This window comes from Bacillus cereus group sp. MG20 (assembly GCF_040459885.1).
GTDB lineage: Bacteria > Bacillota > Bacilli > Bacillales > Bacillaceae_G > Bacillus_A > Bacillus_A cereus.
This window is the reverse complement of the sequence record NZ_JARVHF010000001.1, coordinates 3,665,183-3,690,795: the sequence shown is the minus strand read 5'-3', so window position 1 is coordinate 3,690,795 and position 25,613 is coordinate 3,665,183. Positions and strand designations below refer to the sequence as shown.

Below are 25,613 nucleotides of genomic sequence, written 5' to 3'. Positions count from 1 at the left end.
ACTCACAATCATTTTAGCATAATAAATAGGAATTAAAATAAAACGTTTTTTAATTAGAATTTTCATTACATTCAAAACAAAATAAAAGACACTTTACTTTCTTAATAAAGTGCCTTTTTCCATATGATCAATGAGTTTCTTTGTTGCCTGTTTGCCTTGCAACCGAAGCTCATCTATTGTCAATTGTAACTCTTGCTGCACAGTTCCTTGTTGCATTAATTGCTTTTTCGCAATTTCATATAAATATTCAGCACTCCATTCGCCATCCACACTTCCTATAACTGGCTGATTCACTTGACTTAAAAACGAATCAATTTTCGGATCGTATGAAATCCCGACCATTGGAGTTTTGGCTACAGCAGAAAAAACTAGTGCATGAAGACGCATGCCAATTAGTAATGAACATTGTGATAAAATGAATATTTTCTCGTCGATATCCATTTTATATGGAAGCATATACGTCTCTTCTCCCATTAAGTCTACTACTTCACGCGAAGCTTTTTGATCAAATGGCTCATGCATTGGAACAAATAGAATTTGGTATCCTTCTTGCTTTAATTTTTTTAATGCCGCAGCTAATTTTTTTATATAATCTTCTTTTGCATTCCAATAACGCACACTAACCGCGATTACTTTTCCATGTATCGAATGTTTTTGCAACCAATCCGATTGTTTTGTCCGTTTCCATGTTAAAACAGGGTCTGGAACAATTTCAATATCGTTTTTTATGCCAAGTCCTTTTAAATATAAAAACGAATCCTCATCTCGAACTGATACATAGGAAGCTTTTGACAAGTTCCATTTTACTAATAGACGATTATATCCTTTTGTAATTGGACCTATTCCTTGTGAATAAATATAATACGGCTTTTTTAATAATCGAGCGAGTCCCATAATACCCGTATAATATAGAATACTCTTCGTACTTGTCTGATCTTGAAGAAGGCTCCCGCCACCACTAATAACTCCATCACTGTTTTTGATCGCATGATAAACAGCTTTTATATCCCAGCGATCTACCGATTCTACACCATACATATCCTTTGTATATTTAGAATCATTTGATAGTACTACTAGTTCTATATCCGGGTTCTCTTTACTTAACGATTCAATAATTGATTGTAGAATCGCCTCGTCTCCAACATTATAAAAACCATAATATCCTGATAAGACTAAACGCACCCTAAATCTCCTCCAAAACTAGGTAACCGTTTATTTCATCTAACATAAACTGGTACCCATTCCTTACCTAAACACTTAATACCCTACATAGTTTCCTCTTTATCAGCTCATATGAATTTTAATAAAAAATTAAATTTTTATATTTATCTTTTCAAAAATGGTATTTTTTTTATTGATATCCATTTTAATTTCAAAGCACATACACCATACAAAATGGTTGTAATGCTTAATGCTATACCACTGAATAATAACGTCATAATTCTTGAAGATGTAACATCTATCACATTAAATAGTTCATACAATCCTAGTCCTAAAATAGATGCTATTGCTAGCACACCAAAAAAACTTTTTAAATGAATAGAATAGGCAATATAGCTTCGAATATACAAATGATTTACAATACAAATCAATACGTAAGTAATGAATGTACTATACGCCGCTCCATCTATGCCAAACTTCTGCACAAACATTATGTTTAACACGACTTTCACACAACTCGCACCAATAACTATCCATGCAGCTTGTGCAGAACGGTTAATGCCCTGTAAAACACCTATTGATAATACCATAACCGCAGTAAAATACGAACTGCCAATCATAACTGTTAACATACTACTGCCTTTTACGTCTGTGAACAATCCGACATTTAACGGTACTGTTAATGCCATCAACCATATTGTTAACGGCGCTGTCAAAACATGCGCTAGTCGATTTGTATTTTGAATTGTTATTTTCGCCAAATTTATATCTCTTTTGGCCAATGCGGAAGTTAAGAGTGGTATTAACGGAAATACAATTGCACTTGCAAAAATAACAATTATTTGCGTGAATGCAAAACCGCGACTGTATATTCCAAATTGTTCTTGAATTTCTGTTGATGATCCTTGTAATACATGCGGTATTGTAAGCGAGTCTACTAAATTTAAAAGTGGCATTGATAAAGCTCCGATAGCGATTGGGATCGATACCCTCAATATCTTTTTGCCGTTTTCTCTTAAATCTCGGAGTGAATAGGAATTGCTTTTATTGTAGTATGGACTTCTATTATATTTTATACGCAAATATATAAGCGAACTAATGACTCCAAGAAAAGAGCCAACCATCGCACCACTAGTAATAACAGTATTACTCTTATCCCATGATACTAGTATGTAAGCAATTATTAACATAAAAAACACACGTACAAATTGCTCAATGACCTGTGATACCCCTGTTGGTTTCATATCACCGAAACCTTGAAAATACCCTCTATAAACTGCCATGTATGGAGCAATGAGTAATGCTAATGAAGTAATAAGCAACGGCATTCTAGTTTCTTGTCCACCAAGCATATTTGCAATTTCAATAGAAAATAATACAATGACTAAACAGCCGAAAACGCCAAATGCTATTCCTATAATTGACGCTGATGTAAATAATTTCGCAATTTCCTTTTGCTTATTTTTTTCGTTCAACTCTGCAATTAGTTTCGAAATTGCAAGTGGAACTCCGGCTACCGATAATGTAAGAGCAATCATATATACAGGAAAAACAAGACGGAAAATACCGAGCACTTCATCTCCTGCAATATTTTGTAATGGAATTTGAAAAAAACTACCAAGCAATTTTGACAAAAAAGTTGTAATTGTTAAAATCGCTGCTCCTTTTACAAATGTTTTATTCATATTTTTTCTCTTTTCTTTTATACATATACTCTCAAACATATTGTTTTAAACGATAGGGATTCACTTTATCCCATTGGTTATCATAACAAATTTATTATAGGTTGAATACTTGGTTTTTTTTACAAAATAGAAAAGAGAACCAATTCACGCCTATCTCTTCACACTCTAACTTCTAATTCCTTCCATTATATGTACACATTATAACTGTTTTCTTTACTCAAAAAGAGCTCTTCTCTATCACTGCAGTACATATTACTAAAAACATTATAAGAATATCCCACAACTCTACATTATAATGTATGTAAAATTGTGAGATATTCTAATTACCATCTAAACACTTAAGATTTTCAATTGTTCTTTCTGTTCATCGCTTGCCATTACTATGATTGTTTTTTCAATACTCGGATGTACTTGCTCAAGCTTTACACTTGCTCCTACTTTATTTGATTGCTCAACAAAATTTAATAATGCCATAGCTCCTGATACATCCATATAACGCACATCTTTCATACGTAAAACAACCGGTGACTTCACATCTTGTAAAGTAGAGAAAATACGATCTACTGATAGGAAAGAGAGCGGTCCTTGAATTGTGTACGTTTCTTCTTTTTCTTTTACGATAGAAGCTTTGCGTTCTTTACATTTCACTATATATATGATGAACGAAAGAATAATACCGAATGCAACAGCAATCATTAAATCGAACTTCACCGTTACAATCATCGTTACGAGCATAACAACGACATCACCTTTAGGAGCGACATGCATCTTTTTCATGCTTCCCCAATCGAACATTCCAATACCAGTTAAAATTAAAATACCTGATAATACAGCAAGTGGAATATATTGTACGACCGAACCAAAACCCATAATAAAAATGAATAAGATAACACTATGCATACATGCCGAAAGTGCCGTTTTACCGCCACTTCTTATATTCACGATAGACCTTACAGTCGCACCTGCACCTGCTAATCCGCCAAACAATCCGCTCATCATATTACCGATACCTTGTCCAACGAGCTCTTTATTACTTTTATGACGTGTACCTGTCACATTATCCATTACGACCGATGTTAACAACGAGTCAATCGATCCTAATAAAGCAATACTAAGCGCTGGTAAAATAAGTGCTGCTATTCCTGTTCCACTTAAAGATGGAATATGAAGCGTAGGCATCGCTTCTGGAATGGTTCCAATCTTTTCAATTACTTTGTTTAATGAAAGATTTCCGATAATCGGTAAATTTACTGTAAGTCCTTCGAGTAGGGAAGAAAATAAAGGTAGCAAAGCTGTCACACCGACTAGTGCTACTAAACTAGACGGAATCGCCTTAATCCATTTACCAGAAACAATCATTACAATAATCGTTAACACAACAAGTAGAAAACTATTTTGTACGTGCTTTATTTCGCCTAAAATAATGATTAATGCAATACCATTCATAAATCCTGAAACGACAGGATACGGAATATATCGAACGTAAGAACCGAGCTTACATACACCGAATAAAATTTGAAATAACCCTGCCATCATAAAGGCAATAAAACTTGCCTCTAACCCGTGCGTCGCAATAACTCCTGTTGCGATAACGGTAATTGGTCCAGTTGGCCCCGTTACTTGCCCAGGTGTCCCGCCAAATAACGCTGCGAATAAACCTGCAAAAATCGCACCATACAATCCAACAAGCGCTCCCTCAGACGTTCCTGTCGCAGCAATACCAAATGCAATCGCAAGTGGTAACGCAACAATCGCAACAGTAAATCCTGCTAAACATTCCTTTGCTATTTTTTGAAACATAAAAAAACCACCTTTGTATAAAGTCCATGTTCCATTGTACACCTAAAAAGATACATTCGTTAGCTCACTTTTTACATTCTCGTGACGTAAACGTATTCAATGAAAAGTTTCCCCCTTATCTTTGGAAACAATTGCAACTATGCTATAATGAACAAATTAAATCTTTTACTATATACTTGGAGGCACTATGCTAACTTTTGAAGAAAAATTATCGATTATTGAATCTTTCCCAGAACTAGAAAGAAAGAACGTATCATTAAAACGTGTAAACTTCCACTTTGAAGAAAGTCGTTTAGATAAAAAGAACGTTGTATTTCATTTACACCCAAATGGAAATGGATTTGTGTATGCAAGCGGTATTAAAGGTTACAAAACGGATGATAAAGGTATGGTTAACATCCGTGAGTTTTCAGCAGAAGAGTTACGTTCAGTAATTGAGAAATCAATTGACCTTCTATCACAAGAAGAAGTAGTAGCACCTGTAGAACCTGCGAAAGAAGAAGAATGGCAGAACGAAGATGGTCATATTCTTACTCTTATTTCAGAGGATGACATGTGGAACGTGTACGCTGGTGTAAACTTAGACGGTACATTCAACTCTTATCCAGAAGCTGCGGAATACCTTGATGAAGAAGGGTTTTCACGTAAATAAAAATAGAAACCTATTTCATTGAACGACTTTTATAGTAATCAAAAAAGACACTTAAGGTGTCTTTTTTTGTTATATAAACTCCTTTCTCACACTAACTCTATTAATTTTCATAAAATGATTCAGAGGAGGTTTATATGAATACAACTGCTAAATTAATAAATTGGAAAGAACATGGCGATATGATTATTCTAGAATGTGAATTAAATGGAAAACGCTTCGAGATATCAACATATAAACAACGAATATATAATGCACACCTTTTATCAGCTGACGTTTATATTCGTTTAGATTCATCTGATAATATAATTGGAATAAATATCTATAAAAAGTAAGAAAAGCCCACTATTCCGTAAGCGGGCTTTATCTTTATTACAAAATGTTAGAGTATACTCTCTTTTTTTCATACAGTTTATGTAATTATACATATTCATTAAAAAATACACTAAATGAATATTACATGTAGTAAAATATAACTTGTGGGCACGTTCTATAAAGCAGATTCTTTTAAAAGGCGTAACATATCAATTATTATAGGGGATGTGGCGTCACTTCGATATTGATCTCAAATCTCTTGTCTTTTGTGAACTAACAATCTAGTGTATATAGACGATTCTGCTTTATAGTGTGTGTTTACACTCATAACAAAGGGGTAATGGTAATACGGATAGATTCCGATTCGTATGAAATGAAATGGTTCAAGTCGGAGAGAGGCACCTTAAGGTGTCTTTTCTTTTTGGACATTACATCCATTTTGTTTTTCCACCTTATTTCAAATGCGCTAATTAACCTTCACCAAGAAGAAATGAGAATTAAGTAAATATAAAGTGACTGATATTCACTTAATTCCCAACCTCTACAAAAGAACAGGACATTTAAGAATTAACAAAGATATTGTTTCTTCTGTTTAATCTCTTACAGAAAAAGAGACGAAAACCCCATAGATATGGGGCATCCTTCATTTTCTATTTTTTCGCACCTTTCAGTGACTCCCTCAGCACAAACTTCTGCAACTTCCCGCTCGCATTACGCGGAAGTTCATCTACAAATAAATAATGACGCGGACGCTTATAATCTGCTAATTCGTCACTTTCTTTGCAATACGTTTCTAAATCAGCTTCTGTTATTGTTTCATCTTTCTTCACAATAACTGCCACAACACGCTCTCCCCATAATTCATCTGGCTCACCAAGTACCGCCACATCTAATATACCGGGATGACTATGAAGGAAATCTTCAATTTCACGAGGGTAAATATTTACGCCACCGCTAATTACCATATCATCAACACGATCTGCAACGAATAAATAACCATCCTTATCAAAGTATCCTAAATCACCAGAATGATACCATCCTTTATACATCGATTTTTTATTTGCCTCTTCGCGATTATGATAGCCAGCCATCATAGTTGGGCCGCGTAAAATAATTTCTCCTACTTCATAAGGAGGTAATACATCATCTGGTTCTGCCGGTGCATCCTCGTTCGGTTTCACAATACGAACTTCATGACTAAAGCATGGCGTGCCTGCTGAACCAGCTTTCGTAATTTGATCCTCCTCTACGAGAAACGCCACAACTGGTCCCATTTCTGTCATTCCGTATATTTGAACAAGGTCAATATAAAGACGTTCTTTACATTCCTTCACTAACGCCGGTGCCATTGCCGCTCCGCCATATATACCGATTTTCATTGAAGTTAAATCATACTGAGTTAAATCTTTTTGCAACAACATATTCCACATCGTCGGTGCTGCAAAGAACGTCGTAATCTTTTCTTCTTGAATCGTATGTAATACTGTGTCTGTATCAAAATGATGTAAAATAATATTCTTCCCACCAACTTGAATGCGTGGTATGATTCCGGCATTTAATTCACCACAGTGATATAAAGGCGCAACAACAAGCCCAACGCTATCTCTATTATATTTTAGGAAATACGTACAAATCATACTATGCTCAGCCATTTCACGATGACGATGTAACACGCCTTTCGGATGACCTGTCGTACCGCTCGTATAAAGCATTGAACAATAATCCATTTCATCAATTTCGATATTTACTTTCTCAGAAGATGCTGCATTCACTTTTTCATGGTAGGAACTTGCATAGGAAGGTTTATCGTTTTCTATAGACCAAAAAGATGTATTTGGAAAATCTCTTTCAATTATAGCAACAGTTGACTCAACTGCTTTTTCAAAGACAACGACTTTCGAGGATGCGTCCTGAAGAATATAAGATACTTCTTTCGCCTTTAAGCGGAAGTTAATCGGGTTAAAAATCGCACCAATTTTCGCACAAGCTAAGTAAACGTTTACAAATTCATGGCAGTTATATAAGTAAACAGATACTGTATCTCCCTTTCTTACTCCGTCTTCTAATAAAGCGTGTGCCGTTTTATTTATTTGTTCATCCCACTGTTTATATGTCCAGCGAATATTTTTTTCAGGTTCCACTAACGCCTCTTTATTCGTATACTTACCAACAGATAAATCAAAAATTCTCCCTATCGTCATGTACATGCCAACAATTTCCCCCTTTTCTCTTTCATAAATCTATCATTTCGTCTATAAGTAGACATTGTCCTTCAATGTTTTGACTAATTTTTCTGATTATTATCGACATAGTTTTACATACGGTACCACTAGACGATAAATGAAATTATATCAGCGATTTTTCGAATATATCGACTTACCGACAAAAACTGACAAGATATAATCGGACCGCCCATTACTGCAGGATAAAAAGAGGTTGTTCCGACTCGGAACAACCTCTTTCTTCTTATGCGAATAGCTCTTCTAAAATTTTCAGTTTATCTTCTGTATATTTTACAAAGCCATCGTTATATGATTTTGGATCTTTCGGATTCGCGAAGTGCGTAATTGCCCCCGTCTTCGGATGAACAAATTTACTTGATGCACCGCAACCAAGTCCGATAATTGATTGTACTTCTTCCATAATGACAATGTTGTAAATACTTTCTTGCGTCGGCATTGCATAACCAACGTTCTCTAAGTTACCTAAAATATTCTTTTGACGATATAGGTAATATGGTACGTAATTATGCTTTTGCGTCCATTCTTCTGCTTCGTGCATCATCGCTGTAATTTCTTCGCGACCTGCTACTTTATATTTACGTTTGTTTTGCGTCATTTCAGAAGCACGTTTAAATGATAACGTATGAACTGTTAATGATTCTGGCATTAACTTTTCTGTTTCATCTAACGTATGCTTGAAGATATCTAACCCTTCACCAGGAAGACCAATAATTAAGTCCATATTAATATTGTTCATTCCCATTTCACGAGCTAAATGGTATTTCTCAATTGTTTCTTCTACAGTATGATGACGTCCAATTGCTTTTAGTGTCTCTTGATGATATGACTGCGGATTAATACTAATACGGTCAATGTTCCATTTATTTAACACTTCTAGCTTTGCTGGCGTGATCGTATCTGGACGACCTGCCTCAACTGTTACTTCACGTACATTTTTCACGTCTGGGAACGCTTCGTACATTTCTTCATACAGCATATCCATCTCTTCTGCTGTAATACTTGTAGGTGTACCGCCGCCATAATAAATCGTAGTAACTTTCACACCTTTTTCTTTTAAAAACTTACCAATTTCACGAACTTCATAATGTAAACCACCTAAGAACGAATCAACAGATCCTTGGCGTCCATTAATCGCATAAGCCGGGAATGTACAGTATGCACATTTCGTTGGGCAAAACGGAATACCGATATAAATACTTACTTCTTCTTTCAAACGGTATAAATCCGGAACAACTGCTAATTGGCAATCAACAATACGCTGAAGAAGTTCAATTTTCTCTTCATGAATTAAATAACTTTCACGAAGTTCTTGATGCGCTTCTTCTTTTGACATACCATTTTGAAGCATTTTATGAAGAAGTTTCGTCGGACGTACTCCCGTTAAAATACCCCAGCTTTGTTCAAGTCCAGTTAACTGCTGAAGAACAGAAAGATATACATAAGAAACAACGTGCTTCACTTGCTTCATACGCTCTTTTTCATCTGTGAAAGCAGATAAATCTTTCGAGAATGTTTCTTCATACACATTTCCTGTGCTAACATCCGTTAATCGAGCGGATGCTTTCACATTATCCTCAATGTGTATATCAACGATCAGATTCGCTTCCTCTTGTTCAAATCCAATCGTACTATCTTCAAAAAATAAGCCGCCAATATTTTGTAGCGGACGTAAAAAACGATCATCTTGTAACGTTTTAATTGAAATTAACACATTATCACCTTTTCATTTGCAAACTCTCTTTAGTTTACTTGAAGGGCGTTTACAGGTCAATACAGAAGGTTTTACCTGTTTCTCTTACATTTTTTCAAATAATTCTTTTTATGAATATCGCTCATGTATATAGACATCATGATTTTCTCTTGTTAAAATTTATTAGTACAAAAAATCGTTACATAGCGAAAATACAATATAAAAAGGAGGAATGTTAACACTAGATTCCATAATCTAATGTGTTAAAAAAAATATGAAAAAGAAATTTTATAGTGTTTTAACTCTCTCTCTTGCATTACAAACTGTTCTTGCACCTACTTATTCATTTGCAGAGAGTGCTGAAAAATCCGCCGAAGTATATACGGAAGATCAAGTTTTTAAAAGTATTAAAGAGCATGTTAATGAGCATAGTACTCATGAAGAAGATATCGAGGTTACTGGCCAATTCCTACTATACACTTCAAAAAAACATTCATTATATACCACGAATGATTTAAAAAACAAATCGAATATCGAGATTACAGAACAAGTCGTAACGGCGACAAAGAAAAAAGGAAATGCTTACTACATAACGACGCCAACTGGCGCTGGATGGATAGATAACAATGATAATAGCTTAGAAGTTCAAGAGATTCATAAACTATCTAACCAAAAATTAATCGTAAAAGAAGAAGCTTCCATACATGCCCTTCCGTTCCAATCGTTTAAAGAAGAAGGGAAACTACAACCACAAGTCATTACTCCTACTGAACAAGCTGGAAATTGGTTTAAAGTCCAAATAAACGAAACAGCAAAATGGATTTATGCACCTTCTGCTACATTTGAAGGTACAAAAGCTTCATTACTAAAAAACAGTCGTACTGCTAAAAATAGTTTATTGAGAGCTCCGGAAGCTCTACAAACAAACAATATTTATGGCGTTACATTTAAAGAAATGATTGTCCCAAAAGGAAATGACGATATTCGCCCTGGCTACCCGATGGTACCTAAATATATTACGATTCACGAAACGGCTAATACAGCGAAAGGTGCTAATGCTCTAAATCATGCAAAATTCTTAGATAACCAAGCACGCGGAACAGCTGATCGCGCCGCATCTTGGCATTTCACAGTAGATGATAAAGAAATTTATCAACATCTTCCGGTAAATGAAGTTGGATGGCATGCTGGAAATAAAACTGGAAACTATGAATCTATCGGAATTGAAATTGCCGTTAATCAAGATGGAAACTATGAAAAAGCGGTAGAAAATGCCCGTAAATTGGCAGCTTATTTAATGAACGACTTAAATATTTCTCTAGATAAGGTCCAAAAACATCAATTTTGGTCAGGAAAAAACTGCCCTGCGTTTATGATTCAACGCGGACAATGGAATGCTTTCTTAAAAGGAACTGAAACATACTATAAGGAAAACCAAAAAAATCCCGTAACTGATGACATTACAGGTGGATGGTATGAACAAGACATTCGTCAATTAGCAGCTAGAGGCATTATGCAAGGAGAAGGGAACGGCAAGTACTTCCCAGAACGTCTTGTAACGCGTGCTGAATTTGCTACACTAATTACTCGTGCTTTACAATTACCAAGTGGAAATGCTAAGTTCACAGACTTAGAACAAGTACACCCATCTTTAAGAGACGGTATTAATCGTGCAGCAAGCGCAGGCATAATCCGCGGACGTGGTGATAATACATTTGATCCAAATACTATAATTACACGCGAAGAAGCTGTTATTATGATTGATCGTTCTCTAAAACACGCTGGTATTTTTGCAAAACAAGTTGAACTACCATTCGTAGACCAAAACTTAATTTACGCTAAAGAAGAAGTACAAAGAGTGTATGGATATGGAATTGTAAAAGGTAATGAATTTAATCAATTCGTACCAAAAGGACCATCACAACGTGCACACGCAGCTGCATTTATAAACAGAATGCTTAGCGTAATTGAAGCTTAAAATATTTATCTGTATTAATTTAAAAGGCATCAGAGATTGTATATCTCTGATGCCTTTTATACATCCGTTAACTATTTTTAGCCATGAATCTTAAACGTATTCCTAGTAACAGAAGCATAAAACCGATGAATGGAACGTAATTCGTATTGTGTCCTGTAGCTGGAAGTTGTTGATTATTAGAAGAACCTTGTCCTTTTTCTGGTAAATTAGGTTTTTCTACTCCCTCACCTGGCTTTTCTGTTCCTTCACCTGGCTTCTCTGTTCCTTCACCCGGCTTTTCTGTTCCTTCACCTGGCTTTTCTGTTCCTTCACCCGGCTTTCCTGTTCCTTCACCTGGTTTTCCTGTTCCTTCATCTGGTTTTCCTGTTCCTTCATCTGGTTTTCCTGTTCCTTCATCAGGCTTCCCTGTTCCTTCACCTGGTTTTTCCGGATCTTTATCTGTATCTTTTTTATTTGTAATTTGAAGCTTTACAACTTCAATTTTTTCATTAGAAATCGTAAATTTCATTTCCTTATCGGATAAAGTATATCCTTCTGGCGCTTGGATTTCTTTTAAAGTGTAATCTCCTGGTTCTAACTTCTTAGAAGTCGCTTTACCGCTCTTATTTGTTGTTAATGTGTCGATTTTTATTCCGTCTTTCCAAATTTCAAACACTGCGCCTGCTAATGTTTTATTTGTATTATTGGCATCTACCTTTGTAATTTCTAATTGACCTGTAATTTTTTCTTTCACTTTTTCATTCATAACTTCTTGTTTTACTACTTCATTTGCTACAACATTTACTTCTACTGTTACTTCTAACGCCTTATAACCTTCCGGCGCTTTCGTTTCTTCTAACGTATACTTTCCTAGCACTAAGCTGTCGAATTTCACAACGCCGTCTTTATTCGTTGTTTTCGCTTCTCCAACTACTTGACCAGCTTCGTTCTTTAATTTAAATTCCGCACCTGCTAGAACTTTTCCACTCTCTGCATCCTTTTTGATTACTTGTAAGCTTCCTAGTTCTTTTGCGTTTTCTATTTGTACTTCTACTACTTTGTCTGCTTCCACAACGACTTCAATTTCTTCTTTTAACAACTTATATCCTTGTGGTGCTTTCGTTTCTTTTAATTTGTATGTTCCTGGCTCTAATTTCTGAGAAATTACTTTACCAGTTTTATCTGTTCGTAACGTATCTACTTTTTTACCATCCTTATACACTTCGAATTCTGCGTCTGATAATACTTTCGCTTTATCTTCTGCATCTACTTTCACAATTTCAAATTGACCTGTTACTTTTTCATTCGTAACCTCTTGTTTTACTACTTCATTTGCTACAACATTTACTTCTACTGTTACTTCTAACGCCTTATAACCTTCCGGTGCTTTTGTTTCTTCTAACGTGTACTTTCCTGGCACTAAGCTTTCGAATTTCACAACGCCGTCTTTATTCGTTGTTTTCGCTTCTCCAACTACTTGACCAGCTTCGTTCTTTAATTTAAATTCTGCACCTGCTAGAACTTTTCCACTCTCTGCATCCTTTTTGATTACTTGTAAGCTTCCTAATTCTTTTGCGTTTTCTACTTGTACTTCTACTACTTTGTCTGCTTCCACAACGACTTCAATTTCTTCTTTTAGCAATTTATATCCTTGTGGTGCTTTCGTTTCTTTTAATGTGTACTTTCCTGGTTCTAATTTCTGAGAAATTACTTTACCAGTTTTATCTGTTCGTAACGTATCTACTTTCTTGCTGTCTTTATACACTTCGAATTCTGCGTCTGATAATACTTTCGTTTTATCTTCCGCATCTACTTTCACGATTTCGAATTGACCCGTTACTTTTTCATTCGTAACTTCTTGTTTTACTACTTCGTTCGCTACAACGTTCACTTCTACTGTCACTTCTAGCGCTTTATAGCCTTCTGGCGCTTTTGTTTCCTCTAACGTGTACTTTCCTGGCACTACGTTTTCGAATTTCACAACACCGTCTTTATTCGTTGTTTTCGCTTCTCCAACTACTTGACCAGCTTCATTTTTCAGTTTAAATTCTGCACCTGCTAGAACTCTTCCACTCTCTGCATCCTTTTTGATTACTTGTAAGCTTCCTAGTTCTTTTGCATTTTCTACTTGTACTTCTACTACTTTGTCCGCTTCCACAACGACTTCAATTTCTTCTTTTAACAACTTATATCCTTGTGGTGCTTTCGTTTCTTTTAATGTGTACTTTCCTGGTTCTAATTTCTGAGAAACTACTTTACCAGTTTTATCTGTTCGTAACGTATCTACTTTTTTACCATCTTTATATACTTCGAATTCTGCGTCTGATAATACTTTCGTTTTATCTTCCGTATCTACTTTCACGATTTCAAATTGACCTGTTACTTTTTCGGGGATCTTTTTATTCACCACATCTACAGTCAATACTTTATTAGCCTCTACATCAACAGAAACTGAACTAGATGATAATTCATATCCTTTCGGTGCTTCTACTTCTTTTAATGTATAGCTTCCAACTGGAAGTCGTTTCGATAAGGCTTCACCTTTATCATCTGTAACAATTGTTTCCACAACTTTCCCATCTTTATCGATAACATCAAATTTTGCACCTGGCAGAAGTTGACCAGATTCACTATCTTTTTTCAATAATTTAAATTGGCCATTCTCTACTTTTTTCGTATTCTTCATAACAAGTTCAATTACGTTTGTATTCTCAATTGTTACTTTGACTGGTGTATCAACTTTTATATATCCTTCTGGTGCACTTATTTCTTTTACAAAATAGTCACCAAGTGGTAAATCTTTAACTTCCGCAATACCCTTTTCGTTTGTTGTAACAGTAGCCACAACGTTATTATCTTTGTCTATAACATCAAATTTTGCATCTTTTAAAACAATGTTTTTATCATTTTCATCAACTTTTTTAATTTGTAAATGTCCTTTTTCGGCTGCTGGTTTATTCCATTTTGGCCAGTTAAATTTAAAGTTATGAACCTCAAAACCATCTCTTTGGTGTAATCCTCCAACATAGGCTTGTCCATTAATAGAACCACCTTTTGTTTCTACAACTGCATTAGGTGCAAACACACTACCTACTACACCATAACCTTTAGTTGTTATCTTTGTAGCATTAGGAAATACCCAAATTACCTTACTAGCTAACTCAGTAAAAGATGAATTAGGGTCGTATGCTTGAGATGTATTAATTAAATCCGTCGCCATCCCAGTATTTCTTGTATCATACAAAATTGCACCGCCACCAAAACTCACTTCTTCTGCATCTGAATAAATAACAATAAAGTCTTTATTCTCTACATTCGGAAGAAAAACGTCTTTTACATCAAATGCTTTCTTTCCCGTCTGACCTGAAGAGACATAAATATTAGGGTTGTTTACATCTTCACCGATTCCAAAGCTCATATTAGGTTTTGGCTTATCAGTGTGTAGTTTACTTGCATCCCCAATTACACCATCAACGTCTTTTCTAAATTCTTTAAACTTAGCATCAATCTCCGCTTGCTCTTTATAAGAGATACGGTCATATGACGTTTTCATTGCGCCATCTGGGTCACCGTCTTTTGTCATCGCCACTGTTCCATCTTGAATAATTACTTGTCCTGCTCCCGCTTTCGTAAATTGACCGCCTAGTAATAATGATGGATATCCTTCATCTACCCAAGTTGCTCCAGCTAAGTTATTTGCTCCAGTTGCAGCCGCTACGACTGTATAACTTGATGCGTTCATATTTTTCTGAACAGCCATCGCACCTTCAATATCCGCACTCGTTGCACTATGATCTCCAAAAATGATGGCGTTGTAATAAGATACATCACCTAAACCTTTTAACTCTGTTGTAGCTGCCTCTGCTTTAAATGGTAAATGGATTAAAAAATTCATACATATTAGTAATACAACTATTAAACTACTACTTAACTTTTTAATTTTTTGATTAAATGATTTCCTCAAGAAATTCATTCCCCCTTTTAAACTTCCTAAAATCACAAAAAGAAGCACATTTCATATGTACCAGGTCTTACTCACATTAACTTAAAATAATCCATTTAAATACAACAAAGGAACGCTACAACTACTTAATAAAATTACTACAATTCATTTTTGAAATAATACGTGAACTAAACTGTCATGCGGAAATGCTTTTACGTATGGGAGCCCAATAAAATTAATCTGAAGAATATTTCATGTGGTGTAACTATTTTGACAACATCATTCACTTTACATTAGTTTTCTAAAGGATTCAAGTGAATTGTATGAATCCCATACACAATTCACAATTTAAAACGTTTTCATTCATTTTAATAAGCTCAACAAAAAAAACGTAGCCAAAAAGCTACGTTTTTCTTTCATCGTTTCGGTGTATTTTTATGATTCTTCAAAAACGGAAGCGGGAATTGCTTACGGAAATGCTCTTTAATCATGTACTCTACACCGTTCTCACTATTTGAACGTGTAATCCAATCTGCTGCTTGCTTTAACTCTACAGGTGCATTCCCCATCGCTACACCAAGTCCCACGTTTTCAATAACCTCTAAATCTTCCATACTATCTCCAATCGCAACCATTTCATTTAGCGAAATATTTAAATGCTCTCCAAGCAATTGTAATCCGCGTAACTTTGATACATTTTGCGGCAAGATTTCTATTCGTTTTGAATCACATTCAACATACTCTACATCTTGGAATGCTTTTCTTAATGTGTTCAGCCCTCTTTCTTTTTCACCCTTAGTTTGGAAAAGAACATCAATTTTTGGCGCCGCTACCGGATGGTCACGAAGCGCGTCACCTAACGAATCTACAAATTGAACTGGATAAAATAACGGATCTGCGCTTGATAATACAGTGCGCGCAATTAAGTTTGGTGTATTTCTCTCACGATTTCCTATCGAAAACCGTTCATGAGAAATACGTACGTTACAATCAAAGTGCTCTAACACTTGCACAATGTTAAAAGTCTTCTCTTCAGATAATCTTCTTTGAACGTACGGCTTATCTAACGTTGCTGAAACGAAAGCACCACCATGTGTCACTAATATAGAATCTAATTTTAACGCCTTTGCTACTTTATGAGCGGATTGAAAATTACGGCTCGTAAATAACGTAACGTATACATCTTTTCTTTTCACAAATTCAATTGTTTCTCTTAATCCTTTTGCAATTTTTCCATTGTTGTATAGTAGTGTCCCATCTATATTAAGAGCTAGTAAGCGATAAATCATGTCGCACTCCCCCTCTTCGCTGTTGTACTCTATCCATAATTTATGAAATACACCCGATAAATAGAACGAGTTAGAATTACTACTGAAAATTTGGTTTACTATATACATATACACTTAGTAAAGGAGATAGTACAATGCAGGCACCTCCTTCCTTTTATGAAGGCGATACGTTAGAAGTAGCAAAAAAATTACTCGGGCAAAAACTCGTTCATATTGTAGACGGAATAAAGCGAAGCGGAATCATTGTAGAAGTAGAAGCATATAAAGGCCCAGATGATAAGGCCGCACATAGTTACGGCGGCAGACGGACAGACCGCACAGAAGTCATGTTTGGCGCACCAGGGCATGCTTACGTATATTTAATTTACGGTATGTATCATTGTTTTAACGTTATTACAGCACCAGTTGGCACCCCGCAAGGTGTTCTCATTCGAGCCCTTGAGCCGGTAAATGGAATAGAAGAAATAAAACTAGCACGCTACAACAAAACAGACATTACAAAAGCGCAGTACAAAAATTTAACAAACGGTCCTGGCAAACTATGCCGTGCCCTCGGAATTACTTTAGAAGAACGAGGCTTATCATTACAAAGTGACACATTACATATTGAACTCGTCCCAAAAGATGAACACATATCATCACAATATAAAATAGCAGCAGGACCTCGTATTAATATCGACTATGCAGAAGAAGCTGTACATTATCCGTGGCGTTTTTATTATGAGGGACATCCGTTTGTTTCAAAGAAATAAGCAATATCAACGATTTTTCAAATATATCTATCATAACTTACAATATATCAACGGTTCGACAAGAAATATCGATTTATCGACAAATAATAACATTACGAATAAAAGAAGACTGTTCCAAAATGGAACAGTCTTTCCCTTTTACTCTGCACCTTCCGCAGTTGCAATATTATCCTCTAAGTTTTCTCTTGATAATTCAGCCGCCATAAAATCAGCTGTTTCTGGAAGTGCTAAATGCATATGAGCTTTTTGACAAATTTGGATCGTACAGTTTTCTATAACATAGTCGAAAACATGTCCACCCCCGCTTCTTTCATCATCAATATAATGTAAGTGGAATCCTGCTACACCAATACCTTGCGCATAATCTGGTGTCCAAAATCCAGCAAGCGTACCTTCTGTATTTTCAAATGAAAAGATCGGTTGTGATTTCGTCACTTCAACGAGCGGTGTATACGGTTTTTCTTGTCTTGGAACAGTTCTCGTTCTTACTTCACGGAACGTACCGTCCATTCGAATACCGTAAAATAAGTTTTTACTTGGCATTAATTCATGTAATAATGCTTCAACTTCTTCACGATTCATCGGACGCTCTACCGTATAACTCATTTCTTTTTCAAAAAACGTTACAGTCGCAAATGGTGTTGTTTCTTCTGGTTCTACTTTTTCTGCTGAACCGTCTGAACGTAAATGATAAAATTCATTATCAAATGCAATCATTTCACCATCTAATTGATCAAATGTGCCGATGCCAAAATCACCATGTTTTTTCAAATCTTCAAAGCTAATCACACCATCATATATACCATCTAATAGCGCAAGCATTGTAGATGTTTGATATACTTCATTACTCGTTTTCGTTTTTTTTGCATCAATATCAATTAATTGCGCAACAGTCATCTCAAATCTGCCTCCATTAGTTTAATTGGTTTGGTAATAATTTTTCGCTTAATTTAATATTGTCACGATAGTCAATTGGAATATCAATAATGACAGGACCATCTGCTGCTAATGCTTCTTTTAATACCCCTTCTAATTCATCAGGCGTGTTAACACGAAGACCTAACGCCCCGAAACTTTCCGCATATTTCACAAGATCAACATCGCCAAACTCTGTAGCTGATGTTCTGCCGTATTTCATCATTTGTTGGAATGCAACCATATCATATGTGCCGTCTCTCCAAACAAGATGGACGATTGGAGAATTTAAACGTACCGCCGTTTCTAACTCCATCGCTGAGAATAAGAAACCACCGTCACCTGATACGGAAACTACTTTTTTACCTGGTTCTACTAAAGTAGCTGCGATTGCCCAAGGAAGTGCAACACCTAACGTTTGCATGCCGTTACTAAATAATAATCTACGTGGTTCATAAGAACGGAAACATCTCGCCATCCAAATAGAATGGGAACCGATGTCACATGTAACAGTTGTATCGTCATTAATTAAAGAACGAAGTGTACGAATCACTTGAAGTGGGTGCGTAACACCCTCCGAAGCACGGTTCGGAACTTCTGCTTGTTCTGATAATTTTGCGCGTAATCGTTCTAACACCGCTTCTGATTTCGTACTTAATACAAGTTTCGGTAATTTCTCCGCGATGCTATTTACCGTTAAGGCAATATCACCAATTAATTCACGCTCTGGTTGGTAATCATGGTCGATATCTGCTTGATGGTCGTCAAGATGAATAATCGTTCTGTCGCCAAGTTTATTCCAAAACTTTGGATCATACTCGATTGGATCATAACCGATAGAAATCACAAGGTCTGCTTCTTCTAGTAAAATATCACCTGGTTGGTTACGGAATAATCCAACGCGGCCGAAGAAATGATCTTCTAACTCACGTGAAATCGCACCAGCTGCTTGATATGTTTCAACGACAGGAAGTTCTGTATCCGCAATTAATTTACGAACAGCTTTCGTCACTTCATTTGTGCTCGCTCTCATACCGAGTAAAATAACTGGTAATTTCGCTGATTTTATTTTTTCTACTACATATGTAATATCATTTGTGGGAGCGATTCCAAGCTGTGGCTTAGAAAGCGCACCGATAGACTCTACAGTTGTTTCCGCAGTCATAACGTCTTGCGGAAGACTTACTAAAGTAGCTCCCGGATTTGTGGAAGTCGCACTTCGAAATGCATTACTAAGTGCTTCTGGCACATTATCAGGATGCTCTACTTCTACGCTATATTTTGTGATTGGTTCGAATAGTGCAGCATTATCCATAGATTGATGCGTACGTTTTAATCGATCCGTACGCGGTACTGCACCAGCTAAAGCAACAACGGGATCACTCTCCGCATTCGCAGTAACAAGACCTGTCGCTAAATTTGATGTCCCTGGTCCTGAAGTTACAAGACATACGCCCGGTTTCCCTGTTAATCTACCAATAGCAGCTGCCATAAATGCTGCATTTTGTTCATGACGACAAACGATTAACTCTGGTCCTCTTTCTTGCAATACATCAAATACAGAGTCAATCTTTGCTCCTGGAATACCGAAAACATGTGTAACACCTTGTTTAATTAAACAATCAACAACAAGATCTGCTCCTTTTGTTTTTGTCTTCACGTCGTTTGCTTTTACACCTGTACTCAAAACTAATCATCCCTTTATTTCATAATGTGTGTAATAAAGATTTTAATTTCACCTAGTTAATTAAGCTGGTGAAGTATCATTTATCATTATATTACAAATGCATTATTTTTCCAACAATATGAATTCGACATTATTTTGACAAGATTTAAAGAATACGCTTACAACCTTTTGTTTATCTTAAAATAACATTTTTATATCTCTTCTAAAAATGTACAAAAATACTTCCATCCATTCACATTATTAACAATTTTACAGTACCTTGCAAAGAATAATAGTAAGTGATATATTTGTAAATAATGGAACACCCATTATTTGTAATTTTATTCACAATTAGTATATCTCCTTTCAAAAAGTAGATATAGATTGTGTGTGCTGTTTAGAAAAAAGATAGGATTTTCAGCCATAATTCATCATTTTATAAAGGAAAGTGATCGTTATGAACAAGAGTGAATTTTTAGAACAACTTAGTTCTTCCCTACGGAATATGCCTAATTCAGAAAAGGAGGATATTATCTCGGAGTACGAAACTCATTTTATTAGTGGTAAACAAGATGGAATATCTGAAGAGGAAATTTCTAAAAAGCTAGGAAACCCTAAAACCATTGCTAAAGAACTTACTGTTTCCTATGCAATAAGCAATGCTGACAGTAAACGAAGCTTCAAAAATATGATAATTGCACTTTTTTCTGTTATGAGCTTAAGTGTTTTAAACTTTGCCTTTATCTTTATCGCCTTTTTCGTACTACTCTTTTTATTACCGATTCTTCTAGCACTTATCATTGCCACGCCAGTATTAATTATTTCGCCTATTTTATTAATAGGATTAGGATTCTTTAAAGGGTTTCATCAAATTAGTTATTCCGATGTTTATAATGTGTTCATCGCTTTTTGCGTCGGTTTACTCATATCCGTCATATCTTATCAAATGGTAAAACATCTATATGCACTTTTAGTAAAGTATTTGAAATGGAATATTGCTATTTTACAAAGACACTAATGAATGTAAAAGGAGATTACTATGAAAAAATATATTTTATATCTACTCATGTTACTTACAATGTTATTTCTATCAGCTTGTTCAAACAGTGCACAACCTAAGGAAGAAAACGATGTACAATCTATTAAAGATGTTGCTATTAAAGTTCCAGAAAATATATTTAGTTCCTCAAAGAAAAACGAAACTATTAATGAAGACGAAATGAAACAAAATATAAAAACTTATTTAGATTATAGCGGAGAGTTATACGAAAACATCGTTCCACTTTCGTCAGCCATGTCTGACGAGAAGGTTACTGAGTCCGACCGGGATAAATTACAAAAACTAATAGATTTAGCTCAACAAAACGATGCGAACTTCTATCATTTTATTAGTAACAATACGATTCCTGCTGATTACAAACAGCCTTCGAAGGAAATTCATAATTATATTTCAGCATCTACAGCACTTTCAGTAGAATTAGATCAGGAAATAGAAAAATTCGCTCAAGATGGTAACTTATTCAAAACTGATTTCTCTTTTACAAAGCGCTTTGAGAAAGTTAATGGTAGGAAGCAAAAAGAAATTGAAGAGTTTTTGAAGGAAAAGAACATTAAAACTGAGTATTTCAGTAAGTGATAATACATGTTAGATTATACATCCCTCTTTAAAACAGCCCAACATATGGGAATTTTAAAGACGCTTTATTATGTGTAAGGATGCACTTCATCCGTTTCCCATAAAAAAAGGCCTCCTTAAAGGAGGCCCAAGCAAAAACAACAAACGCAAAATAACAACAAATAATGGACGATAAAATCACTATATTGACAAAGTATAGGATTTTTATCAGTTGGAGTAACTCAACCCTAAATTACTCTTTTAACAATACAATACTACTAACTTATTACAGCAATTTTTTACCGTGTCTTAAAATAATTGACTGTCTTTCAAATAATTCTATTTATATTGATTGTTATTAATTAGTATATACTTGAATACGACTATACATCCTAATAAAAGGCAATATATTAAGCTGTTAGTCCTCGCGAGTTTATTTTGCCTTTAATGTAACTATACTATATTCTTCCATTTATATCACCGAACATTCCTCTCGTATTCACGCATTTTTCTTGCGTGAATACCGCAACTTAATAAAGAGCTATATTAAAAATTTATAGTTGGAATAAACCATAGTTCTTTCGCCTTTTGTACTGCTTCCATTCTTGATGAAACTTGTAACTTATGAAATATGTCGGTCAATTTATATTCTACCGATCTTTGACTTAAGTTTAATATTTCGGCAAGCTCTCTATTTGTTTTTCCTTTACCAACTTCAACTAGAATCATCTTCTCTTCATCATTTAAAGAAATTATATTTTTCATTTCGCCTTCTACATTTATATTAGATGCATTTTCTACTATCCTTAACTGTCTTACAAGTTGATGAGAAAGAACTACTTCTTTTTTCACTGCATGGCGGATTGCGTTTACCACTTCTTTCTCAGAAGAAGTTTTACTTAATACACCAAGTACTCCGTTATCTATTAATAAATTATAATGTGCAAGCACATCAAATCCTGTAAAAATAAGAATAGCTGCTTCTGGTTGCACACTAAGTATATATTTAGAAAGCTCTAAACCATTTATTTTTGGCATTTGTAAATCTATTAAATATACATCATACTGTTTATTATGCATAACTTCTCTTATTTCTTCACTATCATGGAAAACATCAGCCTCTATATCATCATATCTTTCAATTAATGCTTTAGTCCCTAGGCCAACTGCAACGTGATCATCTACAACAAGAACAGAAATCATTTTTTCATCCCTTCCACATCTAAAGATTGAATCAATTAATCAATTTTCATACTAACTTTAATCTTTAATCCATTATTCACCTTTGAATCTATTGACATTTCTCCACCTAAACTATGAATTCTAGCTACAATCCCGGATAAACCTAAACTACTATAAGAATGATTTAACTCGTCTAAATCTATCCCCATTCCTATCCCATCATCATCATAAGTTAAATTCAAATATCCATTTTGCTCATATAATCGAATTGTAACTTTAGAAGCTTTTGAATGCTTTAGTGCATTATTTAATAACTCCTGAATAATTCTATAAATTGCTTGTTCATATTCTACATTAGGTAGAATAATATTATCTTGAATTTCATAATAGAAGAAAAATGTAGCTTTAAGATTTACTTGTTTAAATAAATCTAATAATGCTTTTTTCAAACCTAATTCATATAGAAATGGAGGACGTAAGTTATTACATGTTTCACGAATGACATAAATATGATCTAAGACATCTTCATATACTTCGTTAATTATTTTTTTCATATCGACATCTGGAATATCTTTATGATATTCCTCTAATTTCCTAGACAAGCGTATTTGGTCTTGTAATACACCATCATGAATATCACTCGCCAAATTTGTCCGCTCTTTTTCAGACAAATTAAATAGTAACTTTGAAAGCCAAATTGGAGGCTGTTTCGGTTCATTTATCGTTTGCAACTGATTCACTAATTCTTCCACTTGATATGAGCATTCTAATAATAAATCAGCATAACTACACAATGTCTCTAACCATCCAATTTCTTGAATGTTCAAACCTCTCCTATTATTAGATTTACATAACAATATAATCATTGTTTTTGCTGAAATGGACAAAACAAACACAAAATGATCTTCTAATTGTATAATGGAACCAACAGTATATGTCTCTAACTGATATCCATTCAATTGCTTTAGCACATCTTCAGAAACATATCCATCCCCAATAATTTGGAGCGAATTATCCCCTTTACTCACTTCAATACAGCATATTTCTTCTATTCTTAATACATCATTGATTTCTCTCTTTATGCTAACAATTAAGTTTGAAAACTTATATTCATTTTTTGCCTGATGTAAAAATCTATGTAAACTAAACTGATAATTTTTCTGAGAATGATATAATTTTTTCCTTAATTTAAAATCCAAATAATCCTTTATAAAGCAAGAAAGCATTAACGAAACAAACAAGATACCAGCAAATCGAATAACATCTAATATGTTATCGCTAGTATTGTGGAAAATTAAAATCCCTAGTATAACGATGAAACCCGTTAGACATATCGACAGTAAAGCATAATATTGAACTCTATGAATAACAAAATTATAATCAAATATTTTCCCTTCAATAATCATATAAAAAATACAAATTGGAACCAATAAAAAAAAGATCGCTGTCGTCTCGACACTTATTATTTCTTTGTAATTTATCAAATTAGGAATTAAAAATAAGAATATAAATGGCATGGCTGATATGATTGTGCTCATAATAATAACTCTTATAAACTTAAAATAATAACTTTTTCTACTTTTAAAATAAAATCTAAACAATACATATACTGTTAATAAAAACAAAACAGAACTTAACAATATAATATAACTCGTCGATAAATCATTATATTTTAAATAAATAAAAATGGTTAAACAAACTAAAATAAACGCTATTATATTTATGTAGATTAATTTTGTTTTTGTTATTAACCTTATCTTCAAGTTTTTCGTAAACATGTCCATAAATTTTATAAAAAAGACAACTGAGTACGTTAAAGAAATAGCAACTACAATATACGCTATTGAATCTTTTCGTAACCCCGCCATAATACTAATGTAACTCATTCCTAAACAATGCAGAAAATAGATTAAATCTTTCGTTCCTGCATTCAAGTATGGAGCACGTATTAAAATATATGTAGCCACAAAAAAACACGTTAGATAAAACACAGTTGGTAAAAAAAGATGATAAACCAATTGCTTATCGTACGGATTATACTCTACTTTATATTCTTCTATTGTTCCCCCTTTCTTCATTGTAATTTTCTTTACCCTTTCAGTAGCACCATATAATGAAATATTAGAGTTATCATTAGGGAGAATCCCATCTATTTTTTCAATAATATCCCCGACTGCTAGATCTTGTTCTGCTGCCCAGCTATTTTTCACAATATTATTAATCACCAAATGATTTTCTTGATGCTCTATCTCAATCCCTACCCTAGGATATAACATAATTTCGATTGCAAAATAACTAAATAAACTAAGCGATAGTAACGTTACAATCAATTGATATTCATACTTAAATACTCGAATCACTTTTGTACAAAACTCCTTTTTAACTACAGCAATAACTCCATTTTCTACATTTTGTCATCATAAATTAAAGCATACACATTTCATTTAACGGTTATAAGCACAAAAAATATAGTTATCCTCTAATATAGAATAACTTTCACATTATCATTCACATTTGTTAGATAGAATTTATCATTCATTCAATAAATCTCTACTTTGTTAGTTGTAATACTAATATTATTTATCCTAATTTCAGACTCATTTATAAGTAAAATTCCTACTAGCTGAGAATTTTAATAAAAAATCACTTTCCATCATCACATGTACCAACTTTTTTAATGATATTTCATATTTAAAGTGATATAACTCGATACAACGCCTCACAGTTCACCTTCCTCCTTGTCCTAATATG

17 protein-coding genes are annotated in these 25,613 nt (G+C 34.4%); 6 read left to right on the top strand and 11 right to left on the bottom strand.

Going from position 1 to position 25,613, the window contains the following annotated elements:
* Positions 1-93 precede the first annotated feature (93 nt).
* The 3 genes from csaB to QCI81_RS18870 all read right to left on the bottom strand — a co-directional run bounded on the left by csaB (position 94) and on the right by QCI81_RS18870 (position 4,646).
* Positions 94-1,182 carry a polysaccharide pyruvyl transferase CsaB gene (gene csaB, locus QCI81_RS18880; protein ID WP_071731832.1) on the bottom strand — a complete coding sequence of 363 codons (1,089 nt, stop codon included), beginning with the start codon at positions 1,180-1,182 and terminating at the stop codon, positions 94-96.
* A 143-nt stretch (positions 1,183-1,325) separates the two neighbouring features.
* Positions 1,326-2,846, bottom strand: coding sequence for a putative polysaccharide biosynthesis protein (locus QCI81_RS18875; RefSeq protein ID WP_001044014.1), 1,521 nt, complete (start codon positions 2,844-2,846; stop codon positions 1,326-1,328).
* 330 nt (positions 2,847-3,176) lie between these two features.
* Positions 3,177-4,646, bottom strand: a complete 1,470-nt coding sequence (locus QCI81_RS18870; protein WP_071731831.1) for a SulP family inorganic anion transporter — start codon at positions 4,644-4,646, stop codon at positions 3,177-3,179.
* Between the two features lie 187 nt (positions 4,647-4,833).
* On the opposite strand from QCI81_RS18870, the gene QCI81_RS18865 reads away from it, so the two are divergent.
* On the top strand, positions 4,834-5,298 hold the full coding sequence (locus QCI81_RS18865) for a hypothetical protein (protein WP_000954998.1): 465 nt from the start codon (positions 4,834-4,836) through the stop codon (positions 5,296-5,298).
* Positions 5,299-5,432: 134 nt separating this feature from the next.
* Positions 5,433-5,630 carry a hypothetical protein gene (locus tag QCI81_RS18860; RefSeq protein WP_001098258.1) on the top strand — a complete coding sequence of 66 codons (198 nt, stop codon included), beginning with the start codon at positions 5,433-5,435 and terminating at the stop codon, positions 5,628-5,630.
* 630 nt (positions 5,631-6,260) lie between these two features.
* Here the strand turns inward: QCI81_RS18860 and QCI81_RS18855 are convergent.
* Positions 6,261-7,817 (bottom strand): fatty acid--CoA ligase, encoded by a 1,557-nt coding sequence (locus QCI81_RS18855; protein ID WP_071731830.1) that lies wholly within the window; start codon positions 7,815-7,817, stop codon positions 6,261-6,263.
* A gap of 259 nt (positions 7,818-8,076) precedes the next feature.
* Positions 8,077-9,564, bottom strand: a complete 1,488-nt coding sequence (locus QCI81_RS18850; RefSeq protein WP_000908776.1) for a coproporphyrinogen III oxidase — start codon at positions 9,562-9,564, stop codon at positions 8,077-8,079.
* Positions 9,565-9,817: 253 nt separating this feature from the next.
* Between QCI81_RS18850 and QCI81_RS18845 the strand changes: the two genes are divergently transcribed.
* Positions 9,818-11,521 carry an S-layer homology domain-containing protein gene (locus tag QCI81_RS18845; RefSeq protein ID WP_071731829.1) on the top strand — a complete coding sequence of 568 codons (1,704 nt, stop codon included), beginning with the start codon at positions 9,818-9,820 and terminating at the stop codon, positions 11,519-11,521.
* 67 nt (positions 11,522-11,588) lie between these two features.
* On the opposite strand, the gene QCI81_RS18840 is transcribed toward QCI81_RS18845, so the two are convergent.
* Positions 11,589-15,473, bottom strand: a complete 3,885-nt coding sequence (locus QCI81_RS18840; protein ID WP_353810866.1) for an MSCRAMM family protein — start codon at positions 15,471-15,473, stop codon at positions 11,589-11,591.
* 386 nt (positions 15,474-15,859) lie between these two features.
* Positions 15,860-16,732 (bottom strand): Cof-type HAD-IIB family hydrolase, encoded by an 873-nt coding sequence (locus QCI81_RS18835; RefSeq protein ID WP_000640430.1) that lies wholly within the window; start codon positions 16,730-16,732, stop codon positions 15,860-15,862.
* 134 nt (positions 16,733-16,866) lie between these two features.
* On the opposite strand from QCI81_RS18835, the gene QCI81_RS18830 reads away from it, so the two are divergent.
* Positions 16,867-17,484 carry a DNA-3-methyladenine glycosylase gene (locus tag QCI81_RS18830; RefSeq protein ID WP_001148798.1) on the top strand — a complete coding sequence of 206 codons (618 nt, stop codon included), beginning with the start codon at positions 16,867-16,869 and terminating at the stop codon, positions 17,482-17,484.
* A gap of 138 nt (positions 17,485-17,622) precedes the next feature.
* Here the strand turns inward: QCI81_RS18830 and alsD are convergent, their stop codons facing one another.
* Positions 17,623-18,381, bottom strand: a complete 759-nt coding sequence (gene alsD, locus QCI81_RS18825) for an alpha-acetolactate decarboxylase (protein WP_000215024.1) — start codon at positions 18,379-18,381, stop codon at positions 17,623-17,625.
* A 16-nt stretch (positions 18,382-18,397) separates the two neighbouring features.
* Positions 18,398-20,086, bottom strand: coding sequence for an acetolactate synthase AlsS (gene alsS / locus QCI81_RS18820; protein ID WP_071731186.1), 1,689 nt, complete (start codon positions 20,084-20,086; stop codon positions 18,398-18,400).
* 436 nt (positions 20,087-20,522) lie between these two features.
* Between alsS and QCI81_RS18815 the strand changes: the two genes are divergently transcribed.
* Both QCI81_RS18815 and QCI81_RS18810 read left to right on the top strand, forming a co-directional pair.
* Positions 20,523-21,083: an HAAS signaling domain-containing protein gene (locus QCI81_RS18815; protein WP_023521266.1), complete on the top strand. Its 561-nt coding sequence runs from the start codon at positions 20,523-20,525 to the stop codon at positions 21,081-21,083.
* Between the two features lie 21 nt (positions 21,084-21,104).
* On the top strand, positions 21,105-21,701 hold the full coding sequence (locus QCI81_RS18810) for an NDxxF motif lipoprotein (RefSeq protein WP_353810865.1): 597 nt from the start codon (positions 21,105-21,107) through the stop codon (positions 21,699-21,701).
* A 525-nt stretch (positions 21,702-22,226) separates the two neighbouring features.
* Here the strand turns inward: QCI81_RS18810 and QCI81_RS18805 are convergent.
* Positions 22,227-22,883: a response regulator transcription factor gene (locus QCI81_RS18805; RefSeq protein ID WP_000626498.1), complete on the bottom strand. Its 657-nt coding sequence runs from the start codon at positions 22,881-22,883 to the stop codon at positions 22,227-22,229.
* A gap of 35 nt (positions 22,884-22,918) precedes the next feature.
* A complete protein-coding gene (locus QCI81_RS18800) occupies positions 22,919-25,222 on the bottom strand; it encodes an ATP-binding protein (protein ID WP_071731184.1) in 2,304 nt (767 codons plus the stop codon).
* Positions 25,223-25,613: the final 391 nt, after the last annotated feature.

Excerpts from the sequence above, each read along its gene's own strand:
- QCI81_RS18875 (WP_001044014.1), bottom strand. The coding sequence starts at position 2,846 with ATGAATAAAACATTTGTAAAAGGAGCAGCGATTTTAACAATTACAACT.
- QCI81_RS18865 (WP_000954998.1), top strand. The coding sequence starts at position 4,834 with ATGCTAACTTTTGAAGAAAAATTATCGATTATTGAATCTTTCCCAGAA.
- QCI81_RS18870 (WP_071731831.1), bottom strand. The coding sequence starts at position 4,646 with ATGTTTCAAAAAATAGCAAAGGAATGTTTAGCAGGATTTACTGTTGCG.
- QCI81_RS18835 (WP_000640430.1), bottom strand. The coding sequence starts at position 16,732 with ATGATTTATCGCTTACTAGCTCTTAATATAGATGGGACACTACTATAC.
- QCI81_RS18855 (WP_071731830.1), bottom strand. The coding sequence starts at position 7,817 with ATGTACATGACGATAGGGAGAATTTTTGATTTATCTGTTGGTAAGTAT.
- QCI81_RS18860 (WP_001098258.1), top strand. The coding sequence starts at position 5,433 with ATGAATACAACTGCTAAATTAATAAATTGGAAAGAACATGGCGATATG.
- alsD (WP_000215024.1), bottom strand. The coding sequence starts at position 18,381 with ATGACTGTTGCGCAATTAATTGATATTGATGCAAAAAAAACGAAAACG.
- QCI81_RS18840 (WP_353810866.1), bottom strand. The coding sequence starts at position 15,473 with ATGAATTTCTTGAGGAAATCATTTAATCAAAAAATTAAAAAGTTAAGT.
- QCI81_RS18815 (WP_023521266.1), top strand. The coding sequence starts at position 20,523 with ATGAACAAGAGTGAATTTTTAGAACAACTTAGTTCTTCCCTACGGAAT.
- QCI81_RS18845 (WP_071731829.1), top strand. The coding sequence starts at position 9,818 with ATGAAAAAGAAATTTTATAGTGTTTTAACTCTCTCTCTTGCATTACAA.
- QCI81_RS18810 (WP_353810865.1), top strand. The coding sequence starts at position 21,105 with ATGAAAAAATATATTTTATATCTACTCATGTTACTTACAATGTTATTT.
- QCI81_RS18830 (WP_001148798.1), top strand. The coding sequence starts at position 16,867 with ATGCAGGCACCTCCTTCCTTTTATGAAGGCGATACGTTAGAAGTAGCA.
- QCI81_RS18805 (WP_000626498.1), bottom strand. The coding sequence starts at position 22,883 with ATGATTTCTGTTCTTGTTGTAGATGATCACGTTGCAGTTGGCCTAGGG.